The sequence below is a fragment of the Flavobacterium sp. genome, from assembly GCF_017744675.1.
Lineage (GTDB): Bacteria > Bacteroidota > Bacteroidia > Flavobacteriales > Flavobacteriaceae > Flavobacterium.
The window spans coordinates 18,035-41,179 of record NZ_JAGIAV010000008.1 but is presented as its reverse complement, the minus strand read 5'-3'; the positions used below and the strand labels follow the sequence as shown (position 1 = coordinate 41,179).

Here is a 23,145-nt window from a genome sequence, read left to right as displayed (position 1 = left end):
GCTTATGCTATGCAAGGTTTTCATCAGCAAATCTTTTACAATATGCTTTTATCATTTCTCTAACGGTTCTAAACTGCTCCGTTATTTCAGCATCAGTTCCTGTTGCCTTTGCTGGATCGGGAAAGTTATAGTGAAATTTAACTGCTTTTGTTGGAAAAAACGGGCATCGTTCTTTCGCATTATCACAAACTGTAATTACAAAATCAAAATCAATATGGGTGTATTCGTCAATATGGTTAGAAGTATGGTTTGAAATATCGATTCCATCTTCTTTCATTATCGAAATAGCTTTTGGGTTTACTCCATGAGTTTCTACTCCAGCGCTATACACTTCAGCCTTATTGTTTGCAAAAAATCTCATGTAACCTTCAGCAATCTGACTTCTGCAGCTATTTCCTGTGCAGAGTATTAATATTTTCTTTTTCATAATTAAACGAATAACCAAATAACCAAATGATATTTATAAGGCAGAATTTAGGTTCAAAACCGAAAAATAGCTGCAGTAAAATAACAGACGCAGTTATAATAATTGGTTTTTTATATTTAATGAATTTCTCTTTCATTTTTTAGCAACATCCAGAATTTGGAGTACAACATGATGCGGCATTATCATTTAACTGAATTAAATTGATCTTTTGCTTTTCTGTTGGAATTCCGCAAGAATCTTGTGCCAAACAAGCAGTTGTTTTATTTTTTAGAATAAACGTTTTTCCATTAAAAGCTAAATCATATTTGCCGATTGTATCGTTTTGGTATTCGACTTCAATTTCCAAATCTTCAATGTTTAGTTTGTTTTCTGATAGTTCGATTATGTGCAATAATTTACTAGGTTTCAATCGATGCTCAAAATCGTTGGCATTCCAAAGCTGAAAGTTTGCGACTTTTTCATTTCTAACGACACCGCCGCAATCAATAAAATGTTTCGTAATAACTCCAACTTCAGTAACATGAAAATGCTCTGGAACAAAAGTTCCGTTTTCTAGCTGAAATTCAACATTGTCTAATGTTGGTAAAATCTGTTTTACTTCTGATAGCTTCATCTTTTTTTTGTTTATTTGTTTAATGCAATATTGCGATATACTTTGTCAAAAAAATTGCTTTAGCAGCATTTTGATTTTGAAATAGTTTGTGTGATGTTTAGGAAATAGGAGTTCAAAATATCAATTGTTTTTTCGTCGATACAATAGCAAATTGCATTTCCAGAAATATTTCCTTTAATGATTCCAGCGTTTTTGAGTTCTTTTAAATGTTGAGAAACTGTAGGTTGGGCAAGAGGCAATTCGTTAACAATATCTCCGCAAATACATTCATTCACTTTCAATAAATATTCGATTATAGCGATTCTTGCTGGATGTCCCAAAGCTTTAGCAATAACAGCAATTTGATTTTGTGCGTCTGTAAAATGTTCTGTTTTAGTTGCTCCCATTTTTTTATTTTATAATATTGCAATATTACGATAATAATTTTAATTGATGAAATTTTTTAATAACGCAATTTTGAGCAAAATAAAAAAGCTCCAGATTTTTCTGGAGCTTTAAGTTTTGATAATCCGGTTTATTTGACTTCAGTAGCCTCGGGAAATTTCCAAGTTCCATTAAGCACTTCTTTATGCGGACGATATAGTCTAACCCAGTAATTCCAGCCATCAGTAACAGGAATACAATTTGGTGTTTTTCCGTCGCAGCCTCCAAATTGAATAGTGATCGATCCGTCAGCATCTTTTTTTTCCGTAATATTATTTAAAGTATACATATTAAGATCGTTTTTCTCAAAATATCCCGCTTTATTGTATACACTCACAGACCAAAATCCGTCAACTGGAACATTTTTTACTTTGAGTTTATAAATTGTTTTTCCGTCATTTTTTTTAGGATAAACAGAAAGATACAGTGCATCTTTTTCTGGGTTTCCTCCCCATCCTGTGGCGCTTCCTAATAAATGGCGTTCTTCGTCGACCTTGCCTTTTGAGCCGAACATTCCTTTTGTGTCAGATATTTTTTTAGAGGCTTCAATCAAAGAATCTCTCACTTTCTTTTGGCTCACTTGATCCCAATTTGGTACAGAAAAAGTTCCTTTATCTTTTTGGCTAACTTTAATTGCATCTTGCAATGCCGTTACTATCGGAAGATCTTTAGGATCATTAGGATCGATAAAGGTTCTGATGGCTAACATAAGATATCGTGTTCCAATTTTTTCTTTGCTAAAAGTGAAAGTGCCTGGTGCATAATAGGTTTCAGAGTATTGATCTTCATCAATGGCTTGCATAGACATAAAACGTTTGCCTGAATTGGGTAATGTAACGGTTACTGGTCCAGCATCAAGATCAAAAACGCCAGAAGAATATAAAACATCTCGATTAGCTCTAATAACAGTTTGTTTTTCAATGGGCATTAATGTTTTAAAGTGATGCCAAGTGCCAACGCCGCCAGCTTCTTTGACAGAAGTTGTAAAATACAAATCTGTTTCGGCACGATTAAAATTGGCAGCAGTTACGGGAACACTGTTTTTTTGCGATACTGAATCGGCAATTGTGCTTACAGAATCTTGTTTGATTGTTTCAGAACCAGTTTCTGATTTGTCATTATTTTTCTTGCAGGCAGAAGTGAGCAATGCTAAAGTTACTAAAAGAAAGATCTGATATTTCATAATTTAGTGGAGTTAAATTAAATGAATTAATTGGATTTAAATATTAAAGTTAAATTTTATACCATTAACGAAGCTCCTTTATAATTAAAAAATGGTTTCAACTTATAACTTGAAACCATTTTTGATTTTTATGAAATGTTTTTAAAAAAAACAAAAGCTCCAGATTTCTCTGAAGCTTTTTTAAAATATTTTGGAAAAAGAAAATCCTTAGAAATTAGTATTGATCTTTTTTGAGCGATCTGCTATGTAAGAGATCAACCAGATAACTTGTCCTTCTTTTACAAAATAAATTTTCTTTGATGAATAGTCTGGAATACTTTCAAGACAAGTTACAAGAATGTTGTTTGCCGAAATCAAGTATTTTTGGTCGTAAGTGCTTAAAACTCTTGCAGCTTCTTTGTTTGTTTTGGCAAGGGTGGTAAACTTACTGAAGTTGTTTTTAAGAATTGCATCATAATCAATAACATCTTGAAGAGTTAAAGAAACATAATGGTCTTTATTAACATTTTCGTCAAAGAAAAGAGTCGAAAACGCCCAAACAGCACCACCAGATAAATACAATTTACCTTTTTTTGCCAAAGGAGGATTAGCATCAAATAATTCTTTGGTCTTTTTACGTAAGATTACATTATAATCAAAAGATTTCTCCTGATAAGTTGACATATCGTTCACCTGACTTTTATTTACCACTGTTTTTTCTACAGCATCAGTAAGCGTCATAGTTCCGAAGTTAAGCTCAAGAGGAACAAACTCTAATTTACCATCTTTAAGTTCGTCGATATAACCACCTTTAGTAGTTTGAGCACCAATATCAAGAAGGAAAGCGTTAGCAAAATCAACAGGCGGGATAGCACCTTTTACAAGCGTTTTTGCTTCTTCGTTTACTTCTAACACTTCTAATTGTTTACCAGTTAAAAGAGCAATCTTGTTTTTTAGAACATCTAAATTACGTGCTGAGGCAAAAACAGGAGCCGCTACGATAAAGATGTTTTCTTCAAGAAGTTTATTCTCAGTTCTAATTTTCTGCAATTGGTTGGTAACCGTAACAGTAGTTTTTGTGATATCTTCTTGAGTAAGTTCGCCATTAGCCGTAATATGGTCAGCAAATGGGATTCTTTCAGTCCAGAAAGAAAGAATTTTATAATCAGCTTTTCTGATGTTACTTACATCAATAACAGAAACTTTTATGGCTCTACGTCCGATCTCAATTCCAGCGTAAACACTTTTTTGAGAAAATAAAGTAACAGAAAAAAATAAAGTTAAAAGGGTAAAAAATAAGATTTTGGGGTTGTGTTTGTTTTGCATTGTAGTTATAATATAATTTGTTTTAAAGATTATAAAGTTTCTTGTATGGTATTTGTGTGAAAATCATAATTTTAGAATGAAAACAAATGGTTTCATTACGGAATTGCAAATTTATGAAAACATTTAATAATATAAAATCAGATAGTAAGAAAACGTGATATTAAATTATTGTAAAGAATAACGGCTTTTATGCTGATAAAGTATATTTATAAAAAAAAGCTTCAGATTTCTCTGAAGCTTTGCCCTCCAATATGGAAAATTTTATCTGCCTAAAGCATAAGTGATTCCTCCAAGTAAATGCTGTACAAAAAGAGGATCACTATAACTTTCAGGGCTGTGTCCTAAAGCAGTGTAAAATACTCTGCCGCCATCATATTCATGATACCATGCCAAGGGATGATTATCGCCGTTTTTGCCACCTTTATATGAAGATTCATCAATTTTTATAAGCACATTTACGTTTGGATTTGAATATTTAAAATTGTACCATTCATCTTTTCTTTCCCAAATTGCTGGAAGATGTTTTGTAGACGGATGTTCATGATTTACAACTATAAGTTTGGCATTTTGCGGCTCGGGATGTCCGTCAAAAATTCCGCCAATCATTTCTGTGTACCAAGACCATTCTGGTTCGCAGTTGGTGGCCGAATGAATGCCAACAAAACCATTTCCATTTTGTATAAATTTTTGTAAAGCCAATTTTTGGCTTTCGTCTAAAACATGGCCTGTGGGGCTTAAAAATATAACGGCTTGGTATTGCTTTAAGTTTTTCGAATTAATTGCCAGAGAATCTTCAGTAGCATCTACAATAAAATGATTTTCCTTCCCCAGTTTTTTTATCGCTGCAATTCCGGCAGGGATGCTTTCATGTCTAAAACCGTTGGTTTTAGAAAAAATAAGCACTTTTTTGATTTTATAAGAAGCTGTCTGTTCTTTGTTTTTTATATGGAAAGAAACTAGAAAACAGCTTATTACTACAATGAAGCTGAATAAAAATATTTTTTTTATCGAAAATAGGTGGTTCATTTTGGAAATTTTTATTTTGGGAAGATAGAAAAAAAAATGTTTCTATTAAGTCTGTTTTCTAGGCTATTGCAAAATGGCTAGTTCTTAATAATCGATACAGATTGTTATTGTTGTTACGCTGTTTACAATTGAAGAGTTCGTAAATGCCTCGAAATTTGCGTTTTGAAAAATTTTCAGATATTTGATGTATAAAATCTCATTAACAATTATAAATTGGTAATCACAATAATATGAACACTCAAAATATTGTTCCCGAAGATTCTATTTCGCTTTTTGTGAAAAACATATGGGTGTTTGAAAATGAAGATAAAAATGCACATACGACATTACCTTTTTTTGCAGATGGCTGTCCAGGTTTGATGTTTCAGCAGAGTGATAACGGATTGATTGTAAAACCTCATGATAAAAAGATGCCAGAAGTTTTTCTCTACGGCCAAACCATTCTGCCAATCGAGCTTGAGATTTCGAGTGCATTTCTTATAATTGTTTTTCAGTTGTATCCTTATGTTTTAAAGACATTTTTTGATATCCCACCCCAGAGCATAAATGATAATTGTTATTACTTCGATGATACTAATGAAGATATAAAGTGGCTTAAAAAACAATTAGAAGAGAGTGAAGGCATAAAAGAGAAAATTGAAATTATATCCGAATTGCTTTTACGGTATTTTGAAAAGAAAAAGGAAAATCTTGATTTTGAAATACGACAAGGCATAGAATACATCTTTCAAACAAAAGGGCAGGAAAATATCCGTTCGATTGCCAGCAAATTAAAGTTCAATATTCGCACCTTTGAGCGAAGATTTCTGAGTGAAACAGGGCTTACTCCTAAGCAATTTGCCAAGATTATCCAATTTCAAGCTTCATTGGACCAATTGACCGTGAGAGATTATACCAAACATACCGATATTGTGTATGAAAATGGATTTTCAGATCAATCTCATTTTATAAAAGTTTTTAAAGCTTTTACTGGTAAAACTCCAAAATCATTTGAGAGTTAGTAGTCGCTGTCGCTTTTATTCTATTTTTGATCGTTTATCTATTGCAATTTTGTATCACTAATTTAAATTATTGATATAAAATGAAACTAATAATCTTTGGAGCCACTGGTACAGTTGGCATTGAAATCGTAAAACAAGCATTAAAAAATGGTGATGAAGTAACAGCCTTTGTTCGTGATCCCCAAAAAATGCAAACTATCTCTCATCCTAACCTTCATATTCATGTAGGTGATGTTTTGAGTTTGAATGATGTTGAAAACGCATTGCACAATCAAGAGGCGGTTTTTTGTGCCTTAGGCGATGGCAGAAAAGGTAAAATACGTGCAGAAGGAACAAAAAATATTATTAAAGCCATGAGCAAAGAAGGAATAAAAAGGTTGATTTGCCAAACGACTCTCGGTTTGGGCGAAAGCTATGGAAATCTTAATTTTATCTGGAAACATATTATGTTTGGTATGTTGCTAAAAAAAGCATTTCAAGATCATAAAGTGCAAGAAAAATATATTTTGGATAGCAGTTTGGATTATACAATAGTCCGACCTAGTGCTTTTACAGATGACCAAATTACGAATACTTATCGCATCGGTTTTGATGGAAGTTATAAAAAACTCAATCTAAAAATTGCCCGTAAGGAAGTTGCCGATTTTATGATACGTCAACTAAATACCAGTGAATTTTTAAAAAGAACCGTTAGTATTTCCAATTAAAATGAGAGCGCCAAATATTTTACTCATTATTACAGCAACGTTAACAGCATTAATGGCTGGACTTTTCTTTTCCTATTCTATTTCAGTGACTTTGGGATTGGGAAAACTAAACGATAAGGAATTTCTAAATGCCATGCAGAACATCAATAGAGAGATTCAGAATGTACCATTTTTCATTTGTTTTTTTGGCACGTTACTTTTGCTTCCAATTACCAGTTTTGTTCACTATAAACAAAAATCGTTTCTGTTGCTCTTGGCAGCTACATTGTTTTATTTAATTGGTGTGTTTGCTGTAACTGTATTTGTAAATGTTCCGCTCAATAATACTCTGGAGTCGTTTGACCTTACAAACGCCTCAAACGCAAGTGCAAGACAAATGCGAAACATTTTTGAAAACCGCTGGAATTTTTGGAACAACATAAGAACCCTGTCATCCTTATGTAGCATATTTTTGATTATTGTAGCTTGTGTATGTAATTCGCACAAATTAAAAAAGCACAGCTAGCGCGAACGTCTTTCTTGTGAATGTAAAGAATATTAAAAATATAAACTTAAATAAAAAGCTTCAGAGAAATCTGGAGCTTTTGTCTTAGTAGCCCTACCGGGACAATTCTCGAACCGTTTTACAGATGATTTAAAGAAGATTAATTTCATTTAAAGTAAAAGTCTGGTAGTTTTTGCTAAAAATTATTTAAAAATTTTATTTCAATTCCTTTGATAAATTTATCAGAACTTGATCAAATTTTGTTGTAAATTTTTCATAATCATCACTTATTATTTCTTTATGGTTATCCTTTCCTGTAATAATTAAAATCATTGTATCAAAAAGGTCTTTAAATTTATCTGAACTTTTAAGAAGTTCTAGATACTCAGTTGAGTAAAAATCATATTCATATAAATGACCATACCTTTGGCGAAAAGTACCTAAATAAACAGTAATTTCTATTAGAGTATGCCTATACTCTTTTAACCTCATAACCTCATGTTCATCACTCAATTTTTTAGTTACTTTATTTTCATTTAAGACCGTATCAACATAAACTGTTATACAACCAATTTTATCTAAATAAGAAGACAGTTGATCAAAACTGTCTAATCTTCTAAGTAAAAAACTATTTTTCTTATTTTCTGCATTTGATTGCTTATTAATCGAACTGGTTAAAATTGCTAAGATAATTAAACTACTCAACGAAAGAATTGTATTAATTGTCCCTCCCAAATAATCACCAAAAGTTCCCCAAACTGTGGGATCATTTGATAATCTATGACCTGAAAATTTAATTATATAACACGATATGGGAATTAAACAGATTAAGATTGATATTATTATCAACCATGTAACTACCTTGTTTTCTTTAAAAAAATCTTTCATTAATTAACTTAGATTACTTTGTAATACTTGTTTTTAATCAAATTTAACAATAAAAAACCCCTCAATTTGAGGGGTAAAAGTAGCATAAATATAATTTATGAGAAATTTTATTTTTAGAGCTTTACATTTAAAAGCTCCTTTCCTAAACGATGTAAACCGTTTTCAATTTCTTTGGCTCTTTTTTCAGATATATATGTCTGTTTATTTGCATTTGTATATTGTCTAAATAATGTTGGATTTATGCCTATACTTTTTGCAAATTCTCCTTTATTAATTACTTCAAAAACATCATTGAATATTTCTGATACTTCTAAATCGTATTCAAATTCAAATCCATTTTTAAATAACTCATAAGTTTCAATATCATGTTCTTCAGCTGTTTCAATGTATAAATCAACAGCTTCTTTCATATTTTCTTTTAATTCATTGATACTCTCACCGTCGGCCACCACTACACCAGGTACATTTTGTGTTGTCCCCCAATAGCGACCGTCAGATTTCTCAATCTTAACTTTGATTGCCATATCCTGCTCTTTATTGGTTCTATTTCTTGTTTTATTTACTATAAATGGTAATTTCAAGTTTTTTTACCTTTTAATTCAGAGGAAGTTTCCTTTTTTTTCATTGTTTTCATGATAAATTTTAGTTGAACATTTGTTTTTCCGAATACTAAATTCGAGTGATTAATAATAAACTTGTAGCCTTATCGCATTGTACATTACGTAATTATACAAGTCTTTTTCCCAAGTTAAATTTACTCGAGTTTTTTATTGGTTAGTTAGCAATATATTTATTGCAATGAATCCCAACAAGTCTGGGACTGAACTAAATCAGCCCCGCTTGTTTTAAAATGCCATGCTCCGTGCCTTTCGGAATATCCTTTTTAGGATGAGGCAGCACAACTATTCCTTTTTTCACTGGGTGTTTAAATGTATGATGACTTCCCTTAGATCTTATGAAGACCCAGCCATCGGCTTTCAACATCTTAAACAATTCATCGCTGCTCATATTCCTAATATCATTAAATTGAATTGCAAATATATAACATTTTTGCAATATATATTAAAAACGATATATAAATTATATTAAATTTAGCTAATGCAGAGAATGTATTTTATTCTTAAAGTTTAAAAAAAAATAAAGTACTTTTCGTATATATGTTTTGATCCGCTTTATGAAGGTTTTATTTCGATTGAAAAGATATTCAAATTGATTTTCCAAGTTATGAGATGGAAAGGCTGTACGAATTTCTCTAAATTCGTACCCACATCTACATCAAATATTTTTAGAAATCTTATTTAAAAAAAATCCAGATTTCTCTGAGCTTTTTATCGTTGTAGCGGGAACAGCACTCGTGCCTTTGTCCACTGTGGCGCATATGATCCTACTAGGGTGAATCCAAACAAAAAAAGCTCCAGATTTCTCTGAAGCTTTTCGTCTTAGTAGCGGGAACAGGACTCGAACCTGTGACCTTCGGGTTATGAGCCCGACGAGCTGCCTACTGCTCTATCCCGCGATGTTTCGGGTGCAAAGATACGTCGATTTTTTAAAAATCCAACGAAAACTTAAAAAAATGTTTTATTTTCTGTATTGACTTGATATGACTACCTTTGCATCTTAAAATATCATGCAAATGTCACATAAAGCAGGTTTCGTAAATATTATCGGAAATCCAAATGTTGGAAAATCAACATTGATGAACGCTTTCGTTGGAGAACGATTGTCGATCATTACATCAAAAGCGCAAACTACACGTCATAGAATTCTTGGAATTGTAAATGGAGAAGACTTTCAATTGGTTCTATCTGATACTCCTGGAATTATTAAACCGGCATACGAAATGCAGGAATCGATGATGAACTTTGTAAAATCGGCTTTTGAAGATGCTGACATTTTAATCTACATGGTCGAAATAGGCGAACAGGACCTTAAAGACGAAGACTTCTTCAAGAAAATTATCCACGCTAAGATTCCGGTTTTATTACTTCTAAATAAAATTGACAATTCTAACCAAGAACAATTAGAACAGCAGGTTTCTTTCTGGAAAGAAAAAGTGCCAAATGCAGAGATTTTTCCAATTTCGGCTTTGCAGAATTTCAACGTGCCTGAAGTTTTTGGAAGAATTATCGAATTATTGCCAGAATCTCCAGCTTATTATCCTAAAGACCAATTAACAGACAAACCAGAGCGTTTCTTTGTAAACGAAACCATTCGTGAGAAAATCTTATTGAATTACAGTAAAGAGATTCCGTATGCGGTTGAAATCGTGACAGAGGAATTTCATGAAGATGAAAATATTATTAGAATCCGTTCGGTGATTATGGTAGAACGCGATACGCAAAAAGGAATCATCATCGGACATAAAGGGGCTGCTTTGAAAAAAGTAGGAACAGATGCTCGTGCTGATTTGGAGAAATTCTTCGGAAAACAAATTCACATTGAACTTTATGTGAAAGTGAATAAAAACTGGAGAAGCAATGCTAATATGCTAAAGAGATTCGGATATAATCAATAGCTTTAATTGTTTCAAGTTTCAGGTTTCAAGTTGTATACTGAGCTTAAAAACTTGAAACTTTAAACCTGAAACAAAATAAAATCATAGGTACTTAGAAACTTAGCATCTTAGCAACTTTTTTATGTACCTTTGCAAAAAATTTAAATAAGGCATTTTGGATTACAAGTGATTAGGTTTTTAGGAAGCTAAGAATCTGAAATCTAAAGTCTAAAATCTAAAATTCAATAAAATGAGTAATAACATTGTTGCGATAGTAGGAAGACCTAATGTAGGGAAATCGACCCTGTTTAATAGGCTGATACAAAGAAGAGAAGCTATTGTAGATTCAGTATCTGGGGTTACCCGTGATAGAAACTATGGTAAAAGCGAGTGGAACGGAAAAGAGTTTTCTGTCATTGATACAGGTGGATATGTTCGAGGGTCTGATGACGTTTTCGAAGGCGAAATCCGTAAACAGGTAGAGCTTGCTATCGATGAAGCCGATGTTATTATTTTTGTGGTTGATGTTGAAGAGGGAATTACGCCAATGGATGAAACCGTTGCAAAATTGCTTCGTAAAGTAACAAAACCAGTTTTATTGGCTGTAAATAAGGTTGACAATGCAATGCGTGAGAAAGACGCTGTTGAGTTTTACAATCTTGGTTTGGGCGAATATTATACTTTTGCAAGTATTTCTGGAAGTGGAACAGGAGATTTATTGGATGCTTTAATCGAAGCTTTTCCAGAAAAACCTGAGCCTGTTACGCCAGAAACAGAATTGCCTCGTTTTGCAGTTGTAGGACGTCCGAATGCTGGAAAATCTAGTTTTATCAATGCCTTAATTGGTAAAGACCGTTATATTGTTACTGATATTGCTGGAACAACTCGTGATGCAATTGATACTAAGTTTGACCGTTTTGGTTTCGAATTTAATTTGGTTGATACAGCAGGAATTCGCCGTAAAGCAAAAGTAAAAGAAGATTTAGAATTTTATTCTGTAATGCGTTCTGTAAGAGCAATTGAGCATGCAGATATTTGTATTCTAGTAATTGATGCAACTCGCGGATTTGAAGGTCAGGACCAAAGTATTTTTTGGTTGGCGGAGAAAAACCGTAAAGGAGTTGTAATCTTGGTAAACAAATGGGACTTAGTAGAAAAAGATACGATGTCTACTCGTGATTACGAAGAGAAAATTAAAAAAGAATTAATGCCATTTACAGATGTGCCTATTTTATTCGTTTCTGCTTTAACAAAACAGCGTTTATTAAAAGCATTGGAAGCTACGGTTCAAGTTTTCGAAAACAGAAAACAAAGAATCCCGACTTCAAAATTCAACGAATATATGCTGAAAGTGATTGAAGCATATCCGCCACCAGCAATGAAAGGAAAATATGTGAAAATTAAATATTGCATGCAATTGCCAACCCAAACGCCTCAGTTTGTATTTTTTGCTAATTTACCGCAATATGTAAAAGAACCTTATAAGCGATACCTTGAAAATAAAATCCGTGAAAAATGGGATTTTGCAGGAGTTCCAATCGATATTTATATAAGAGAAAAATAAAAAAAGAATCCTCCAGGGGATTCTTTTTGTTTTGTAATCTAAGGTTGCTAGCTATCAAAAGAAAAGAGTAATAATAATGTTATTTTAAGTAGGAATTTATTTGTGTTTGATGTTTTTTTAAATGAAATTTGTTTCTATAAAAAAAATAGTATATGAAAAGAAAATTACTGTTGTGTACATTCTTTCTCAGCTTAATAAGCTGTTCTCAAGATGATGCAAATAATAATGAAGCTGTTACTCAGGAGACATCAATGAATATTCTTCTTAATTCAGACAAAACAAATATTACAGGAAAAGATGTGAAACGAGGTACACTTCCCGTTACTGTTAGCTCTGTTGTAATTAAAGTACAGCCTTGGTATGAAAGTGGAGGAATTGATCCAAGTAGAGTTGCAAGTGTTTTTAATTTTAATATTGTTGCGGATAACACTACTAATGCTGCAGATGGATTCGAAATAAGAAATTTTAGTACAGGTGTGTCAAGATTAATAGTTACAGCAAATTCTAGCAGTACTGGACAGGAATACGTTTATGGTAATTGGACAAATGAGTCTAGTACATCATCTGTTAACGATTTATTCATAAAATGGGAAGCGAAGCCTGCAGAAGTTAACTATATATCTAATTTGCAAACCATAAATGCAGTTGCTGGCGTAAACTCTCCAGTATCGTTTACATTATTAGCAATTAATGGACGCGCAATTTCAGTTTTCCAATTATCTGATGAATTAAAAAATTGGAATTACAGTGCTAAAGTGCAAACTAAATACGAAGGGGGTAGTGGTTCAGGATTAGCAACTGTGGATAGAGCTCATAATGGTATAACTCACCTGGACGGTTATTATGCTTCACAAGGCGCACCACTTAAGCATTTAATTACTATTTTCGATGATAAAGGCGAAAAAGTTGCTGAATATGCTGTGCCAGTAACTATAACAAATGGAGAGAGTACCAATACAATATACACAATCCTTTCTGATAAAATACCTGAAGGGAATAAATTACAAACTACCATATTAGTTCCTGATTTCAAATCGCCAGCACCAGATCAAAAGGATATTTAATAAAATGCTTTGGTCTTGAACATGATTTATTAAAATAGTCGTAAAAAAGTCCCCTTGAATAGGGGATTTTTTTATGTTTGGTGTCTACATAAATACAAGATCAATTTTTTATTGGCATTATCTTTGAATAAATGTGAAAAACACAATTTAAACCTTTTGCCTTTTTTAAAGTCTTACCGATCTAACTAACCAAATTTTATGACCAGAATTTATTCATTCCTATTGTTTTTAGCTTTTGTTTATTCGGCAAATGCCCAGAACAATATTGTTATTAAAGGAACTGTAGTCGATATTAATTCGCAGCTTCCGCTTGAACTTGCTACTGTTTATTTTACTGCAGTAAAAGATTCTACCATTATTGAATATGCTACAACCGATAAAAACGGAAATTTTGTTATCAATACAAAAAAGTATGATAAACCAGTTTTCTTAAAAGTAAATTACACGGGATATCAAGCGTATTACGAAGAACAAAAAGGACTTACAGAAAGTAAAGATTTCGGTAAATTGTACATGCTTGAAAATGCAAATGTCTTAAATGAAGTAATAATTAAAACCGAAGCTCCGCCAATTACCATCAAAAAAGATACTTTAGAATTTAATGCACCTTCGTACAAAGTTCGTCCAGATGCGAATGTGGAGACTTTATTAAAGCAATTGCCTGGTTTTGATGTGGATAATTCGGGAAAAATTAGTGTAAATGGGCGAGAAGTCAATCAGGTCTTAGTCAACGGAAAAGCATTTTTTGATAAAGATGGAGCGATTGCCATTAAAAACCTTCCTGCCGATATTATTAAAAAAGTTCAGGTTTCTGATTTTAAAACCAAGAAAGAAGAGCTTGCAAAACAAGAATCGAGCTCAGATTATTCGAGCATCAATATTACAATTGACGAAAAGAAAAACAAAGGATATTTTGGTAAAATTCTTGGCGGATATGGTTCTGATGAGCGCTACGAAAGCAGTTTAATGATGAACTTTTTCAAAAACAAACAAAAAATAAGTGTTTTGGCTTCATCTAATAATATCAACTCAACTGGATTTTCTATGGATGAAGTTTTTGATAATATGGGAGGCGGAAGAAACGCAAAAGGCAATCAAGGAGCCAGCAGTGGCGGAAAAGGAATTACGCAGTCTACATTAGCCGGGATTAACTATTCTGATGATTGGACGAAGGATTTGGAATTCATGAGCAGTTACAATTTTACAAATGCTGTAACTAAAAACGATAGCAAATCCAATCAGGTAAGTTTCTTGCCTACGGGTAATATTTTGACTGAAGCCGATGCTAAAACGAGAAACGAAAATACAGGAAACAATGCCAATTTTCAATTAGAATATAAAATCAATCCAACAATGCATATTGTTATTGCTCCAAAATTGAGCCTTTCGGAGTCAAATAGTGATTCTTCTTCATCGACTTATTCTGAGAATGAAAATGGCGAAGCATTGAACGAAAGCACGGGAACTTCGCACAATGAAAGTTCGAATACTAGTTTTTCCAACAGCATTAATTTCAATAAAACCTTCGAAAAGAAATCAAGAAATCTGAGCATTGTTTTTAATAACAACAACACTAAAAATGATTCTAACGGAATCAATGTTTCTGAAACTATTTTCTATCAGGATGCAAAACCAAACGATGAAAGAAATCAAAATGCAAAAAACACTTCAAAGAGTGATAATTATGCTATTGATTTAGAGTATACAGAACCTATTACAGATTCTCTTCGAGTGCGTTTTGGGACTGAATTTAATTGGCAAAATTCGATTAATGATCAAAAAACATTTGATTTTGATGAAGCCGAACAGCAGTATTCTGATCTAAATTTGTCTCTTACAAATTACACAACCTCAACGCAAAATTCGATTGCGCCAAAAGTTGGAATTACTTTGCAGAAAAGTAAATTCACTCTTAATTTAAATTCGAGAACTGCAATTGTTGACTTCGATAATCATTCTTTCTATTTAAATCAAGCGACAGATTTGAATAAAAAATATTTGCTTCCTTACGGAAATGCACAACTTCGATACAAATTTGACCGTTCGAGAAATTTGACTTTTAAATATGATTATTCGAATGCGCTTCCGTCGGCAACACAATTAATGCCCGTAGCAAACTTAAATAACCCGTTGAACAGTGTAATTGGAAATCCAAACTTGAATCCGATAGAGAAAAACAGTGCGGGAATTGATTTTAGAAATTTTGATTTTAGAACACGCTCTGGTTACACTCTTTTCCTTAGAGGAGATTATTATAACAATGATGTAGTTTCGACTTCTATTTATGATGAAAGTGGAAAAAGAAATACGACTTATGTGAATATTTCAGGAACATATTCGGCTTCGCTTGGGGGAAACTGGAATCAGCAGATTAAAAAAGATGCGCATACCATTAGATATGGACTTCGATTAAGCGGTAATTATAATTTTGATAAAGGATTTACAAATGCTGTTTTATATAATGCAAAATCGGTTGTAATTACTCCAAGTATTTATGCGTCTTACGATTATGGTGAAGTGCTTTCTATTGCACCATCTTATAGTTTATCATATAATGAAACACGATATGAAAACTATTCAAGAGATGCTACGTCAAACGTAATCCATAGAATTAATTTGCAAACAACCTCATACTGGCCTGCAAATTTAATTTTCGGAAATGATTTTGGATACACTTATAATTCAAATATTTCAGGCGATTTCAAAAAGGATTTCTTTCTTTGGAATACCAGTTTGTCATACGGATTTTTGGATAAAAAATTATATGCAAAAGTGAAGGTTTACGATGTTTTAAATCAGAATCAGAGCGCGACAAGAACCATTTCGTCAACATCGATTAGAGATGAAGAAAATACGGTTTTAAAGCGTTATGTAATGTTTTCTCTAGCGTATAAAATTGGAAACTTCGCAGAAGGCAAAAAAGAAAGAAGACAAAGAGGATCTTGATTTTTTTTTAGGTTCTCAGATGTTAAGTTGCTAAGGTTCTAAGGAGCAAAGGCAAGGTTATATAAAAAATGCCTGTCAAATTATTTGATGGGCATTTTTTATATAACTCCATAACTAATAACCTGGTTTATACTATTTTTTGTGAAAATAAAAAACGAGACACATTATAAATGCATCTCGTTTTTAATACTAAAACTAACTAACCTAACCGCTTACAGTGAGTACTTAAATGTAATCCCATAAGTTCTTTGATCACCAATAACTCCAGCATATTGTCCTGCGTTACCACCTGCAGGCAATAATTGCTCGTAGTAATCTTTATTGAAAAGGTTTCTTCCCCAAATGTGGATAGATAATCCTTGCGAAGCACGGAATCCTAAGCGAGCATTGAAGATTGCATAACCTTGTACTACTAAATATTTTGAAGCCGAAGGGCTTGAAGAAAATTCAGAACGAGCGTATCCGTCAGCTGCAAAGAAGATTTTTCCAGCATTACCAAAAAATCTTGCATTATCTGAAAGCTCTCCTCCAAGAGAACCAGCCCATCTTGAAGCACCTGGCAATTCTGTTCCAGAAACATCTTTATAAGCTACTGGAGCACCAGTCTCTTCTAGCGGAAGCGGCGCATTGGTAAACTTCACATATTTACCATCTGTATAAGTTGCAGCACCATTAACTGTTAAGTGCGAATTGATAACAAAACTAGCATCCAATTCAGCACCTCTTACACGCACTTTGTCAGCATTTGCAAGATATCCGCGGTTTACACCCAATTCAGCTGCCTGAACGTTAGTTTGAAAATCTTTGATGTCTGTATTAAAGAACGTTAAGTTGAAGATTGAGTTTTTAAACGGAGATGTTTTTACGCCAACTTCATAATGATATACTTTTTCTGGTTTAACTACTGCAAGATCAGTCATTGGCTGACCTGCTGCATTTGTTGGAAGCCCTGCTACGTTAACTCCAACTGGTTTGTAGCTTTTAGCAGCTGTTGCATAAATATTGATTTTGTCTGATGCTTTGTAAGTAAGGGTTATGTTTCCAGAGAAATCAGTGTTATCTGTATTAGAGTCAAATGCCTGATCAGAGTAAACCGATTTTTTCAGAGCCAATAAGGCAGGATCTGTAGTTTGAAGACCTCCATATGTTTTACGAGAATAACTTGCATCTTTTTTATCAAAATTATATCTCAAACCTGGTAAAATGTGGAATCTATTAGTAACAGCCCAATCAATCTGACCAAATACGGCAGCACTCGAAGATCTAATTCTTGCATCAGTATGAATTCCGTATCCTTCAAAAAGACCTGGAGTTTTCCATAACGGACTTGTTGTGCTTTGAGAGAATCTCCATTGTGCATTTCCAGATTCTTCTGTTCCATCTGTCTGAGAAGTTTGATCTATAAAGAATACTCCTGCTACACCGCTAATTTTTGATGTCAATTGTCCAGCGTAACGAACTTCTTGTGTAACTTGTGTTTGTCTTGTTGGGTTTTGAGATTTAGCTAAAACCTGTAATCCTGTGAAATCTCTGTCGTTTGAAGGATCCCAATTCCAGAAGCGCCATGCAGTTGTAGAAGTAAGAGTTCCGCCTCCAATTTTAGTATCAATATTAAGAGAAATTCCTCCTAAATCTTGACCAGAACGCCAAGGTGTATCATGATCTATTTTACGGTCAAAAGCATTTGAACTTGGCAGTTGATAATTTAGATCTTTAATAATAGCATCAAACTGGCGGTATGCAGCTCTTTGAGTAGGAGCAACACCAGCAACAACCTGCGCGTACCCGTCAGGACGCTGTGTTGTAAGATCTCCAGCAAAAGTAATATTTGTATTTTCAGTAGGAGTCCATAACAATTGTCCTCTGAAACCTTGATTGTTTAAAGTGTTTGTTGGTCTTCCTGTAGCAACGTTATCAATTAAACCATCACGCTGAGTTCCTGAAAAAGATAAACGGCCAGCCACTTTTTTCCCCAATGCTCCAGTAATAGAAGCTTTAGCTTGTAAAAAAGCATAGTTTCCGTAACTTAATTCAAAATCGGCACCAGTTGTGAAACTTGGTTTACGAGATGTAATATTAAATGCTCCAGAAGTAGTATTTTTTCCAAATAATGAACCTTGAGGACCACGTAATACTTCGATTTGTTCTACATCAATAAAATCTAAAGTTGTCGCTGCCGGACGTGCATAATAAACACCGTCAACATAAAAACCAACTCCAGGGTCTATACCATCGTTGGTAAGTCCGAATGGTGAACCTAAACTTCTAATGTTGATTCCTGTATTTCTTGGGTTAGAAGAATACAATTGAACAGAAGGAACCAATTCTTTAATACGGTTAACATTGAATGCTCCCGCTGCTTCTGCTTGTTTTCCTGTAACAACAGAAACAGCAATTGGCACATCTTGCACCTTTTCGATTCTTCTTCTTGAAGAAACCACCACTTCGACAAGTTTATTTTCTTCACGTAAAGTGATCAATAGTGGCGAAGCTGGAATAGAGGTAATTTCAAGTTCAGCCGTGTTATAGCCAATATATTGAACTAAAAGTGTAAGAGGTAATTTTCCTTGAGATTCTATCGAAAATCGCCCTTCAGAATCTGTAATTGAACTAAAAGTTGTTCCTTTAATTACCACGTTGGCTGCTTCTAAAGGAATATTTTGATCTGTTGTAACAACTCCTTCAATTTTTTGTGCGAATGAGATTGAGAACGTTAAAACTGCAAGTATTGTAAATATATTTTGTAAAGATGTTTTCATTTTTATATTAAGTATATATGATTAGTAGAATTTAATATTAAATTTTTTTTACCAACACATACACATCATAAATGAAGAAGTATTCACCGTTGTGAATTTATAATTATAGTTTTTTTGCAAAAGATTTTTTCCACCTGATTTACTAGAATGTACTTTCATGAGTTAAAATTTTGTAAATGATTAGTTAATTATTTTTGGCAAATATATACAATTAATTCTATCGATTTACTAGGATTTAGAAAATATTTTTTTATTTTTTTACAAGTGAAGCGATTGTAATACCTTCCATGGCTTTTAGAGTTTTGTCTCTAATAAGCATTAAACCGTGACGCAGACTGCATTCAGACTCGGTTTTACAATCTGAGCAAGGCTCATAAAAATTTAGAGAAGCGCATGGCAAAAGTGCAATTGCACCGTCAAATAATCGGTGAATTTCTGCCAAAGTGATGTCATTTTTAGATTTTATCAGATAATAACCACCAAACTTTCCTTGTTTACTGCTCACAAAACGGCCGCGTTTTAGATCTAATAAAATCTGTTCTAGGAACTTTTTAGGAATATTAGCCCCTTCAGCAATTTCCACCGTTCTGGAAATGTGATCTTCGTCTTGTTCTGCTAAATAAAGTAAGGCCTTAAGGGCGTATTTTGCTTTATGTGATAACATCTATATTAAATTGTAAAATGTAAATGTATGATATTTTACTCTTGAAACCTAAAACTTGAAACATAAAAAACTTGAAACGAAAGAAGGTTTACCAGCCTCCGCTAGATCCTCCGCCAGAGAAACCTCCACCGCCAAATCCACCACCGAAGCCTCCGCCACCGCCGAAACCGCCACCAGATGATCCTCCACCGAAGCCACCAAATCCGCCTCCGCCACTTCTTCCAAGGTTACTTAGGATGATAGCGTCAAGCAGGCTAGGGCCACCACCGCCATTGTTGCCCGAATTTCCTCCACCTCTTTTGTTTCGAGAAATCAGAATTAAAACAATAACAATAATTACAATAAAAGGGAAGAAAGGAAAATCTTGTCCTTTGCTTTCTTGTTTGCGTTCGCCTTTAAATTTTCCTTTAAAAACATCAATAATAGCATCAGTTCCTTTGTCTAAGCCGTTATAAAAACTTCCTGCCTTGAACTCTGGAATAATGATGTTTCTGATAATTGTTCCGCCAATTCCTGCTGTTAAACGATCTTCAAGACCATAACCTGGATTGATAGCTATTTTCTTCTCATTTTTAGCCAAAAGAATGACAACGCCATTATCGTCTTCTTTTGTTCCTCCAATTCCCCAAGTTTGTCCCCATTTTGTTGCTAATTGGCTTACATCTTCTCCTTTTAGACTTTCAATCGTAATAACTACGATTTGAGTAGTAGTCGAATCGGAGTAGCGAATTAGTTTTTCTTCTAACTGCGCTTTTTCTGTCGAACTTAAAATGTTAGCGTAATCGTAAACAGAAGTCTGAAAACTAGGTTTTTGGGGAATCTCAAATTGCGCAAAAATAGCATTGCTGATAAATAATGCGATAAACAAAAAAGTAATCTGAAAAATTCTATTGGAATTTAGGATTTGAATTTTGGAATTTTTCATTATTTATCCTTTTGAGATTTCGTTAGATAATTCGTTTACATCATCTTCCTGAGAAGGAAAATATTTTTTAAGCTGTTCTCCGGCATTCAAAATGCCATCGACAATTCCTTGTTTGAAGTTGCCAGCTTTAAAATGATTGGTCATAATGTCTTTGGTAGAATGCCAAAAATCATCGGCAACCAAATCATTAATTCCTTTGTCTCCACAAATTACAAAGTTCTTGTCTTCAACTGCAAAATAGAGCAATACGCCATTTTTGAGTTTAGTTTCGTCCATTCGCAATTCATGAAAAACTTCTAAAGCCCGATCGTAATGGACTTTAGAAGTTGTTTTTTCTATATGTACTCTAATTTCGCCAGAAGTATTATTTTCAGCCATACGAATAGCTTCAACAATTTCTTGCTCTTCTTCTTTGGTTAAAAAATCTTCTACTTTTGACATTTGAGTAATTTTAGATTTTAGATTGCTGATTTTAGATTTATTCTCTAAAACCTATTAGAATTTTACTTCAACAGGTTTGTCTGCTCCAGTAGAAGCTTCAAAGTATGGTTTTTCTTTGTATTCGCTCAAGAACCAGTTGTTTGGAATCTTTAAAACATATCCGTTGTAAACTTGTACAGCTTCGTTAAAACGAGTTCTAGCAGTTAAAATCTGGTTTTCAGTACTAGCTAATTCGTCTTGTAATTTCAAGAAATTCTCGTTTGCTTTTAAAGTTGGATATTGCTCAACAGAAACCAATAATCTTGATAAGGAAGAAGATACTCCGCTTTGAGCTTGGTTAAATGCTGCCAATTGTTCTGGTGTAACATTGCTAGGATCGATAGTTACAGAAGTCGCTTTTGCACGAGCTTCGATTACAGCAGTCAAAGTTCCTTTTTCAAAATCTGCAGCACCTTTTACAGTGTTTACTAAATTCCCGATAAGATCATTACGTCTTTGGTAAGCCGTTTGAACATTTCCCCATTCTTTATTTACAGCTTGGCTGTGTTGCAAAGCAGTATTTTTAATACCAATCGACCAAAATGCGATAATAGCAATAAGCGCTACAATAATTCCTACAGGGATTAACCACTTTTTCATATTTGTTTTGATTTAAGTTTATTTCAATTTTTAATTACAATTCGTTTTTAATGTCGTTCAATTGCGTTTTTATCGATTCTAATTTACGTATTATTTCGAATTTATCTAACGTTTTCTTCTGACCTTCTTTTAAATGTATTTTGGCGCCTTCCAAAGTAAATCCTCTTTCTTTTACCAAGTGATAGATCAATTGAAGGTTGGTAATGTCTTCTGGTGTGAACATTCTATTTCCTTTGGCATTTTTTTTAGGTTTTAGAATGTCAAATTCGCTGTCCCAAAATCGTATCAAAGAAGCATTGACATTAAAAGCTTTGGCCACTTCGCCAATACTGTAATATCTTTTGTCTTTAGAAAGTTCAATATGCATGGTTCGTTTTTTTCTATTTTACTTCAAAAATAGTATTTTTTGTACTATTAATCTAATGATTGGTTTTCTTGGTTTGCCATTTGCGAAATCGCCACATATTCTACAGCCGAAATATTTCCGTAATAAAAATTCAGCGGATTAACCACTTTTCCGTCTTTATGCACTTCATAATGACAGTGCGGACCTTCAGATCTTCCAGTGCTTCCAACATAACCAATAACATCGCCACGTTTTACGTGCTGTCCCGGACGACAGTTGTATTTGCTTAAATGTGCATACAAACTTTCATATCCAAAACCATGCCTGATCACAATATGATTTCCGTATCCAGAAGCCGTATTGTCAGCTCTATCGACTACGCCGTCTCCTGTTGCATATATTGGAGCGCCTGTATTGGCGGTAAAATCCATTCCGTTATGCATTTTTCGCACTTTCGTGAAAGGATCAATGCGATATCCAAAACCTGACGCGACACGTTTTAAATTTTCATTTCGAACTGGCTGAATGGCAGGAATGGCCAATAACAAATTCTCTTTAGCTCCAGCTAATTTCAAAATCTCATCTAAAGATTTAGACTGAATAGCCAATTGCTTTGTAAGTTTGTCCACTCTTTTTGTGGCGTTTAAAACCAATTGCGAATTGTTATATCCTTCGAGAACTTTATATCTGTCAGAAGCTTTAAAACCTGCTTTTCTTATAGAATCTGGAATTTCGGCTTTGTTAAAATAAACACGGTAAATATTATTGTCACGCTCTTCTAGGGCATCTGCCACCTCATCAATTTCATCCAATTTTTTATTTAAAATGGCATATTGCAGTTTTAAATTTTCAATTTCGCGTGCCTGTAAACGATCTTTTGGAGTTTCGAAATAAGGAGTGTTGATTAAAAGAACAAAAATTAGAAATCCAAATAGTGCAGAAGCCAATAAAAACAGTAAAGCGTAACCAATTTTTATTCTTTTTCTGGTTTTTATTTTCGTATAAGCCAGATTTTCTGAGTCGTAATAATATTTTACTTTCGCCATATTTTAAAATACGCTATTTTTGCAGCTTGCAAAATAACTTAGACGAAGAATATTGTAAAATGTTTCACCAGTCTGACGTTATTTTTCACAAGAATTAATGATTAGATATTGGGGCTATTTTATCATTAGATAATGCGCAAAATAGACAATTTATTGTTTAAAAAATAAGTTTTTTGAGTTCATTTTAAAAAACTTAACGT

At 33.4% G+C, this 23,145-nt stretch carries 23 protein-coding genes and 1 tRNA gene; 7 read left to right on the top strand and 17 right to left on the bottom strand.

Features of this window, described 5'->3' with window-relative positions; genetic code table 11:
* Window positions 1–7: 7 nt before the first annotated feature.
* The 6 genes from J7574_RS21290 to J7574_RS21265 all read right to left on the bottom strand — a co-directional run bounded on the left by J7574_RS21290 (window position 8) and on the right by J7574_RS21265 (window position 4,977).
* Window positions 8–427: an arsenate reductase ArsC gene (locus J7574_RS21290; RefSeq protein ID WP_290973634.1), complete on the bottom strand. Its 420-nt coding sequence runs from the start codon at window positions 425–427 to the stop codon at window positions 8–10.
* Window positions 428–566: 139 nt separating this feature from the next.
* Window positions 567–1,040 (bottom strand): DUF6428 family protein, encoded by a 474-nt coding sequence (locus J7574_RS21285; protein WP_290973633.1) that lies wholly within the window; start codon window positions 1,038–1,040, stop codon window positions 567–569.
* Window positions 1,041–1,099: 59 nt separating this feature from the next.
* Complete coding sequence (locus tag J7574_RS21280) at window positions 1,100–1,426, bottom strand: helix-turn-helix transcriptional regulator (protein WP_290973630.1); 327 nt, start codon at window positions 1,424–1,426, stop codon at window positions 1,100–1,102.
* Window positions 1,427–1,554: 128 nt separating this feature from the next.
* Window positions 1,555–2,646, bottom strand: coding sequence for a DUF1254 domain-containing protein (locus J7574_RS21275; RefSeq protein ID WP_290973627.1), 1,092 nt, complete (start codon window positions 2,644–2,646; stop codon window positions 1,555–1,557).
* Window positions 2,647–2,853: 207 nt separating this feature from the next.
* A complete protein-coding gene (locus tag J7574_RS21270; RefSeq protein ID WP_290973624.1) occupies window positions 2,854–3,951 on the bottom strand; it encodes an exopolyphosphatase in 1,098 nt (365 codons plus the stop codon).
* 261 nt (window positions 3,952–4,212) lie between these two features.
* The gene (locus J7574_RS21265; protein WP_290973622.1) at window positions 4,213–4,977 is read right to left on the bottom strand and encodes a ThuA domain-containing protein; all 765 of its coding nucleotides are present in this window, start codon (window positions 4,975–4,977) and stop codon (window positions 4,213–4,215) included.
* A 230-nt stretch (window positions 4,978–5,207) separates the two neighbouring features.
* Here J7574_RS21265 and J7574_RS21260 point away from each other — a divergent pair, with 230 nt between their 5' ends.
* The 3 genes from J7574_RS21260 to J7574_RS21250 all read left to right on the top strand — a co-directional run bounded on the left by J7574_RS21260 (window position 5,208) and on the right by J7574_RS21250 (window position 7,190).
* The gene (locus J7574_RS21260; RefSeq protein ID WP_367272611.1) at window positions 5,208–5,978 is read left to right on the top strand and encodes a helix-turn-helix domain-containing protein; all 771 of its coding nucleotides are present in this window, start codon (window positions 5,208–5,210) and stop codon (window positions 5,976–5,978) included.
* 80 nt (window positions 5,979–6,058) lie between these two features.
* A complete protein-coding gene (locus J7574_RS21255) occupies window positions 6,059–6,685 on the top strand; it encodes an NAD(P)-dependent oxidoreductase (protein ID WP_290973617.1) in 627 nt (208 codons plus the stop codon).
* Between the two features lies 1 nt (window position 6,686).
* Window positions 6,687–7,190 (top strand): DUF1772 domain-containing protein, encoded by a 504-nt coding sequence (locus J7574_RS21250; RefSeq protein ID WP_290973615.1) that lies wholly within the window; start codon window positions 6,687–6,689, stop codon window positions 7,188–7,190.
* 195 nt (window positions 7,191–7,385) lie between these two features.
* Here the strand turns inward: J7574_RS21250 and J7574_RS21245 are convergent, their stop codons facing one another.
* From J7574_RS21245 to J7574_RS21230, 4 genes are all read right to left on the bottom strand, one after another.
* On the bottom strand, window positions 7,386–8,057 hold the full coding sequence (locus tag J7574_RS21245; RefSeq protein WP_290973612.1) for a hypothetical protein: 672 nt from the start codon (window positions 8,055–8,057) through the stop codon (window positions 7,386–7,388).
* Between the two features lie 113 nt (window positions 8,058–8,170).
* Window positions 8,171–8,638: a type II toxin-antitoxin system HicB family antitoxin gene (locus tag J7574_RS21240; protein ID WP_290973609.1), complete on the bottom strand. Its 468-nt coding sequence runs from the start codon at window positions 8,636–8,638 to the stop codon at window positions 8,171–8,173.
* Between the two features lie 244 nt (window positions 8,639–8,882).
* Entirely contained in the window at window positions 8,883–9,065 is a 183-nt protein-coding gene (locus tag J7574_RS21235; RefSeq protein WP_144215241.1) for a type II toxin-antitoxin system HicA family toxin, read from the bottom strand.
* 435 nt (window positions 9,066–9,500) lie between these two features.
* A tRNA-Met gene (locus J7574_RS21230) sits at window positions 9,501–9,573 on the bottom strand.
* Between the two features lie 117 nt (window positions 9,574–9,690).
* On the opposite strand from J7574_RS21230, the gene era reads away from it, so the two are divergent.
* The 4 genes from era (at window position 9,691) to J7574_RS21210 (ending at window position 16,125) form a co-directional block, all read left to right on the top strand.
* Window positions 9,691–10,572, top strand: coding sequence for a GTPase Era (gene era / locus J7574_RS21225; protein WP_144215214.1), 882 nt, complete (start codon window positions 9,691–9,693; stop codon window positions 10,570–10,572).
* Between the two features lie 229 nt (window positions 10,573–10,801).
* Complete coding sequence (gene der, locus J7574_RS21220) at window positions 10,802–12,115, top strand: ribosome biogenesis GTPase Der (protein ID WP_290973601.1); 1,314 nt, start codon at window positions 10,802–10,804, stop codon at window positions 12,113–12,115.
* A gap of 152 nt (window positions 12,116–12,267) precedes the next feature.
* Window positions 12,268–13,179 carry a hypothetical protein gene (locus tag J7574_RS21215; RefSeq protein WP_290973598.1) on the top strand — a complete coding sequence of 304 codons (912 nt, stop codon included), beginning with the start codon at window positions 12,268–12,270 and terminating at the stop codon, window positions 13,177–13,179.
* 198 nt (window positions 13,180–13,377) lie between these two features.
* Window positions 13,378–16,125, top strand: a complete 2,748-nt coding sequence (locus J7574_RS21210) for an outer membrane beta-barrel protein (protein WP_290973595.1) — start codon at window positions 13,378–13,380, stop codon at window positions 16,123–16,125.
* Between the two features lie 212 nt (window positions 16,126–16,337).
* On the opposite strand, the gene J7574_RS21205 is transcribed toward J7574_RS21210, so the two are convergent.
* From J7574_RS21205 to J7574_RS21175, 7 genes are all read right to left on the bottom strand, one after another.
* Window positions 16,338–18,884 (bottom strand): TonB-dependent receptor, encoded by a 2,547-nt coding sequence (locus J7574_RS21205; protein ID WP_290973592.1) that lies wholly within the window; start codon window positions 18,882–18,884, stop codon window positions 16,338–16,340.
* A gap of 250 nt (window positions 18,885–19,134) precedes the next feature.
* A complete protein-coding gene (locus J7574_RS21200; RefSeq protein ID WP_290973589.1) occupies window positions 19,135–19,548 on the bottom strand; it encodes an Rrf2 family transcriptional regulator in 414 nt (137 codons plus the stop codon).
* 88 nt (window positions 19,549–19,636) lie between these two features.
* Complete coding sequence (locus tag J7574_RS21195) at window positions 19,637–20,473, bottom strand: YgcG family protein (RefSeq protein ID WP_290973585.1); 837 nt, start codon at window positions 20,471–20,473, stop codon at window positions 19,637–19,639.
* 3 nt (window positions 20,474–20,476) lie between these two features.
* The gene (locus J7574_RS21190) at window positions 20,477–20,914 is read right to left on the bottom strand and encodes a TPM domain-containing protein (protein ID WP_290973583.1); all 438 of its coding nucleotides are present in this window, start codon (window positions 20,912–20,914) and stop codon (window positions 20,477–20,479) included.
* A 54-nt stretch (window positions 20,915–20,968) separates the two neighbouring features.
* Entirely contained in the window at window positions 20,969–21,553 is a 585-nt protein-coding gene (locus tag J7574_RS21185) for a LemA family protein (RefSeq protein ID WP_095928713.1), read from the bottom strand.
* Between the two features lie 34 nt (window positions 21,554–21,587).
* Window positions 21,588–21,920, bottom strand: a complete 333-nt coding sequence (locus tag J7574_RS21180) for a MerR family transcriptional regulator (RefSeq protein ID WP_091492704.1) — start codon at window positions 21,918–21,920, stop codon at window positions 21,588–21,590.
* Window positions 21,921–21,967: 47 nt separating this feature from the next.
* Window positions 21,968–22,945 carry a M23 family metallopeptidase gene (locus tag J7574_RS21175; RefSeq protein ID WP_290973579.1) on the bottom strand — a complete coding sequence of 326 codons (978 nt, stop codon included), beginning with the start codon at window positions 22,943–22,945 and terminating at the stop codon, window positions 21,968–21,970.
* Window positions 22,946–23,145 lie beyond the last annotated feature (200 nt).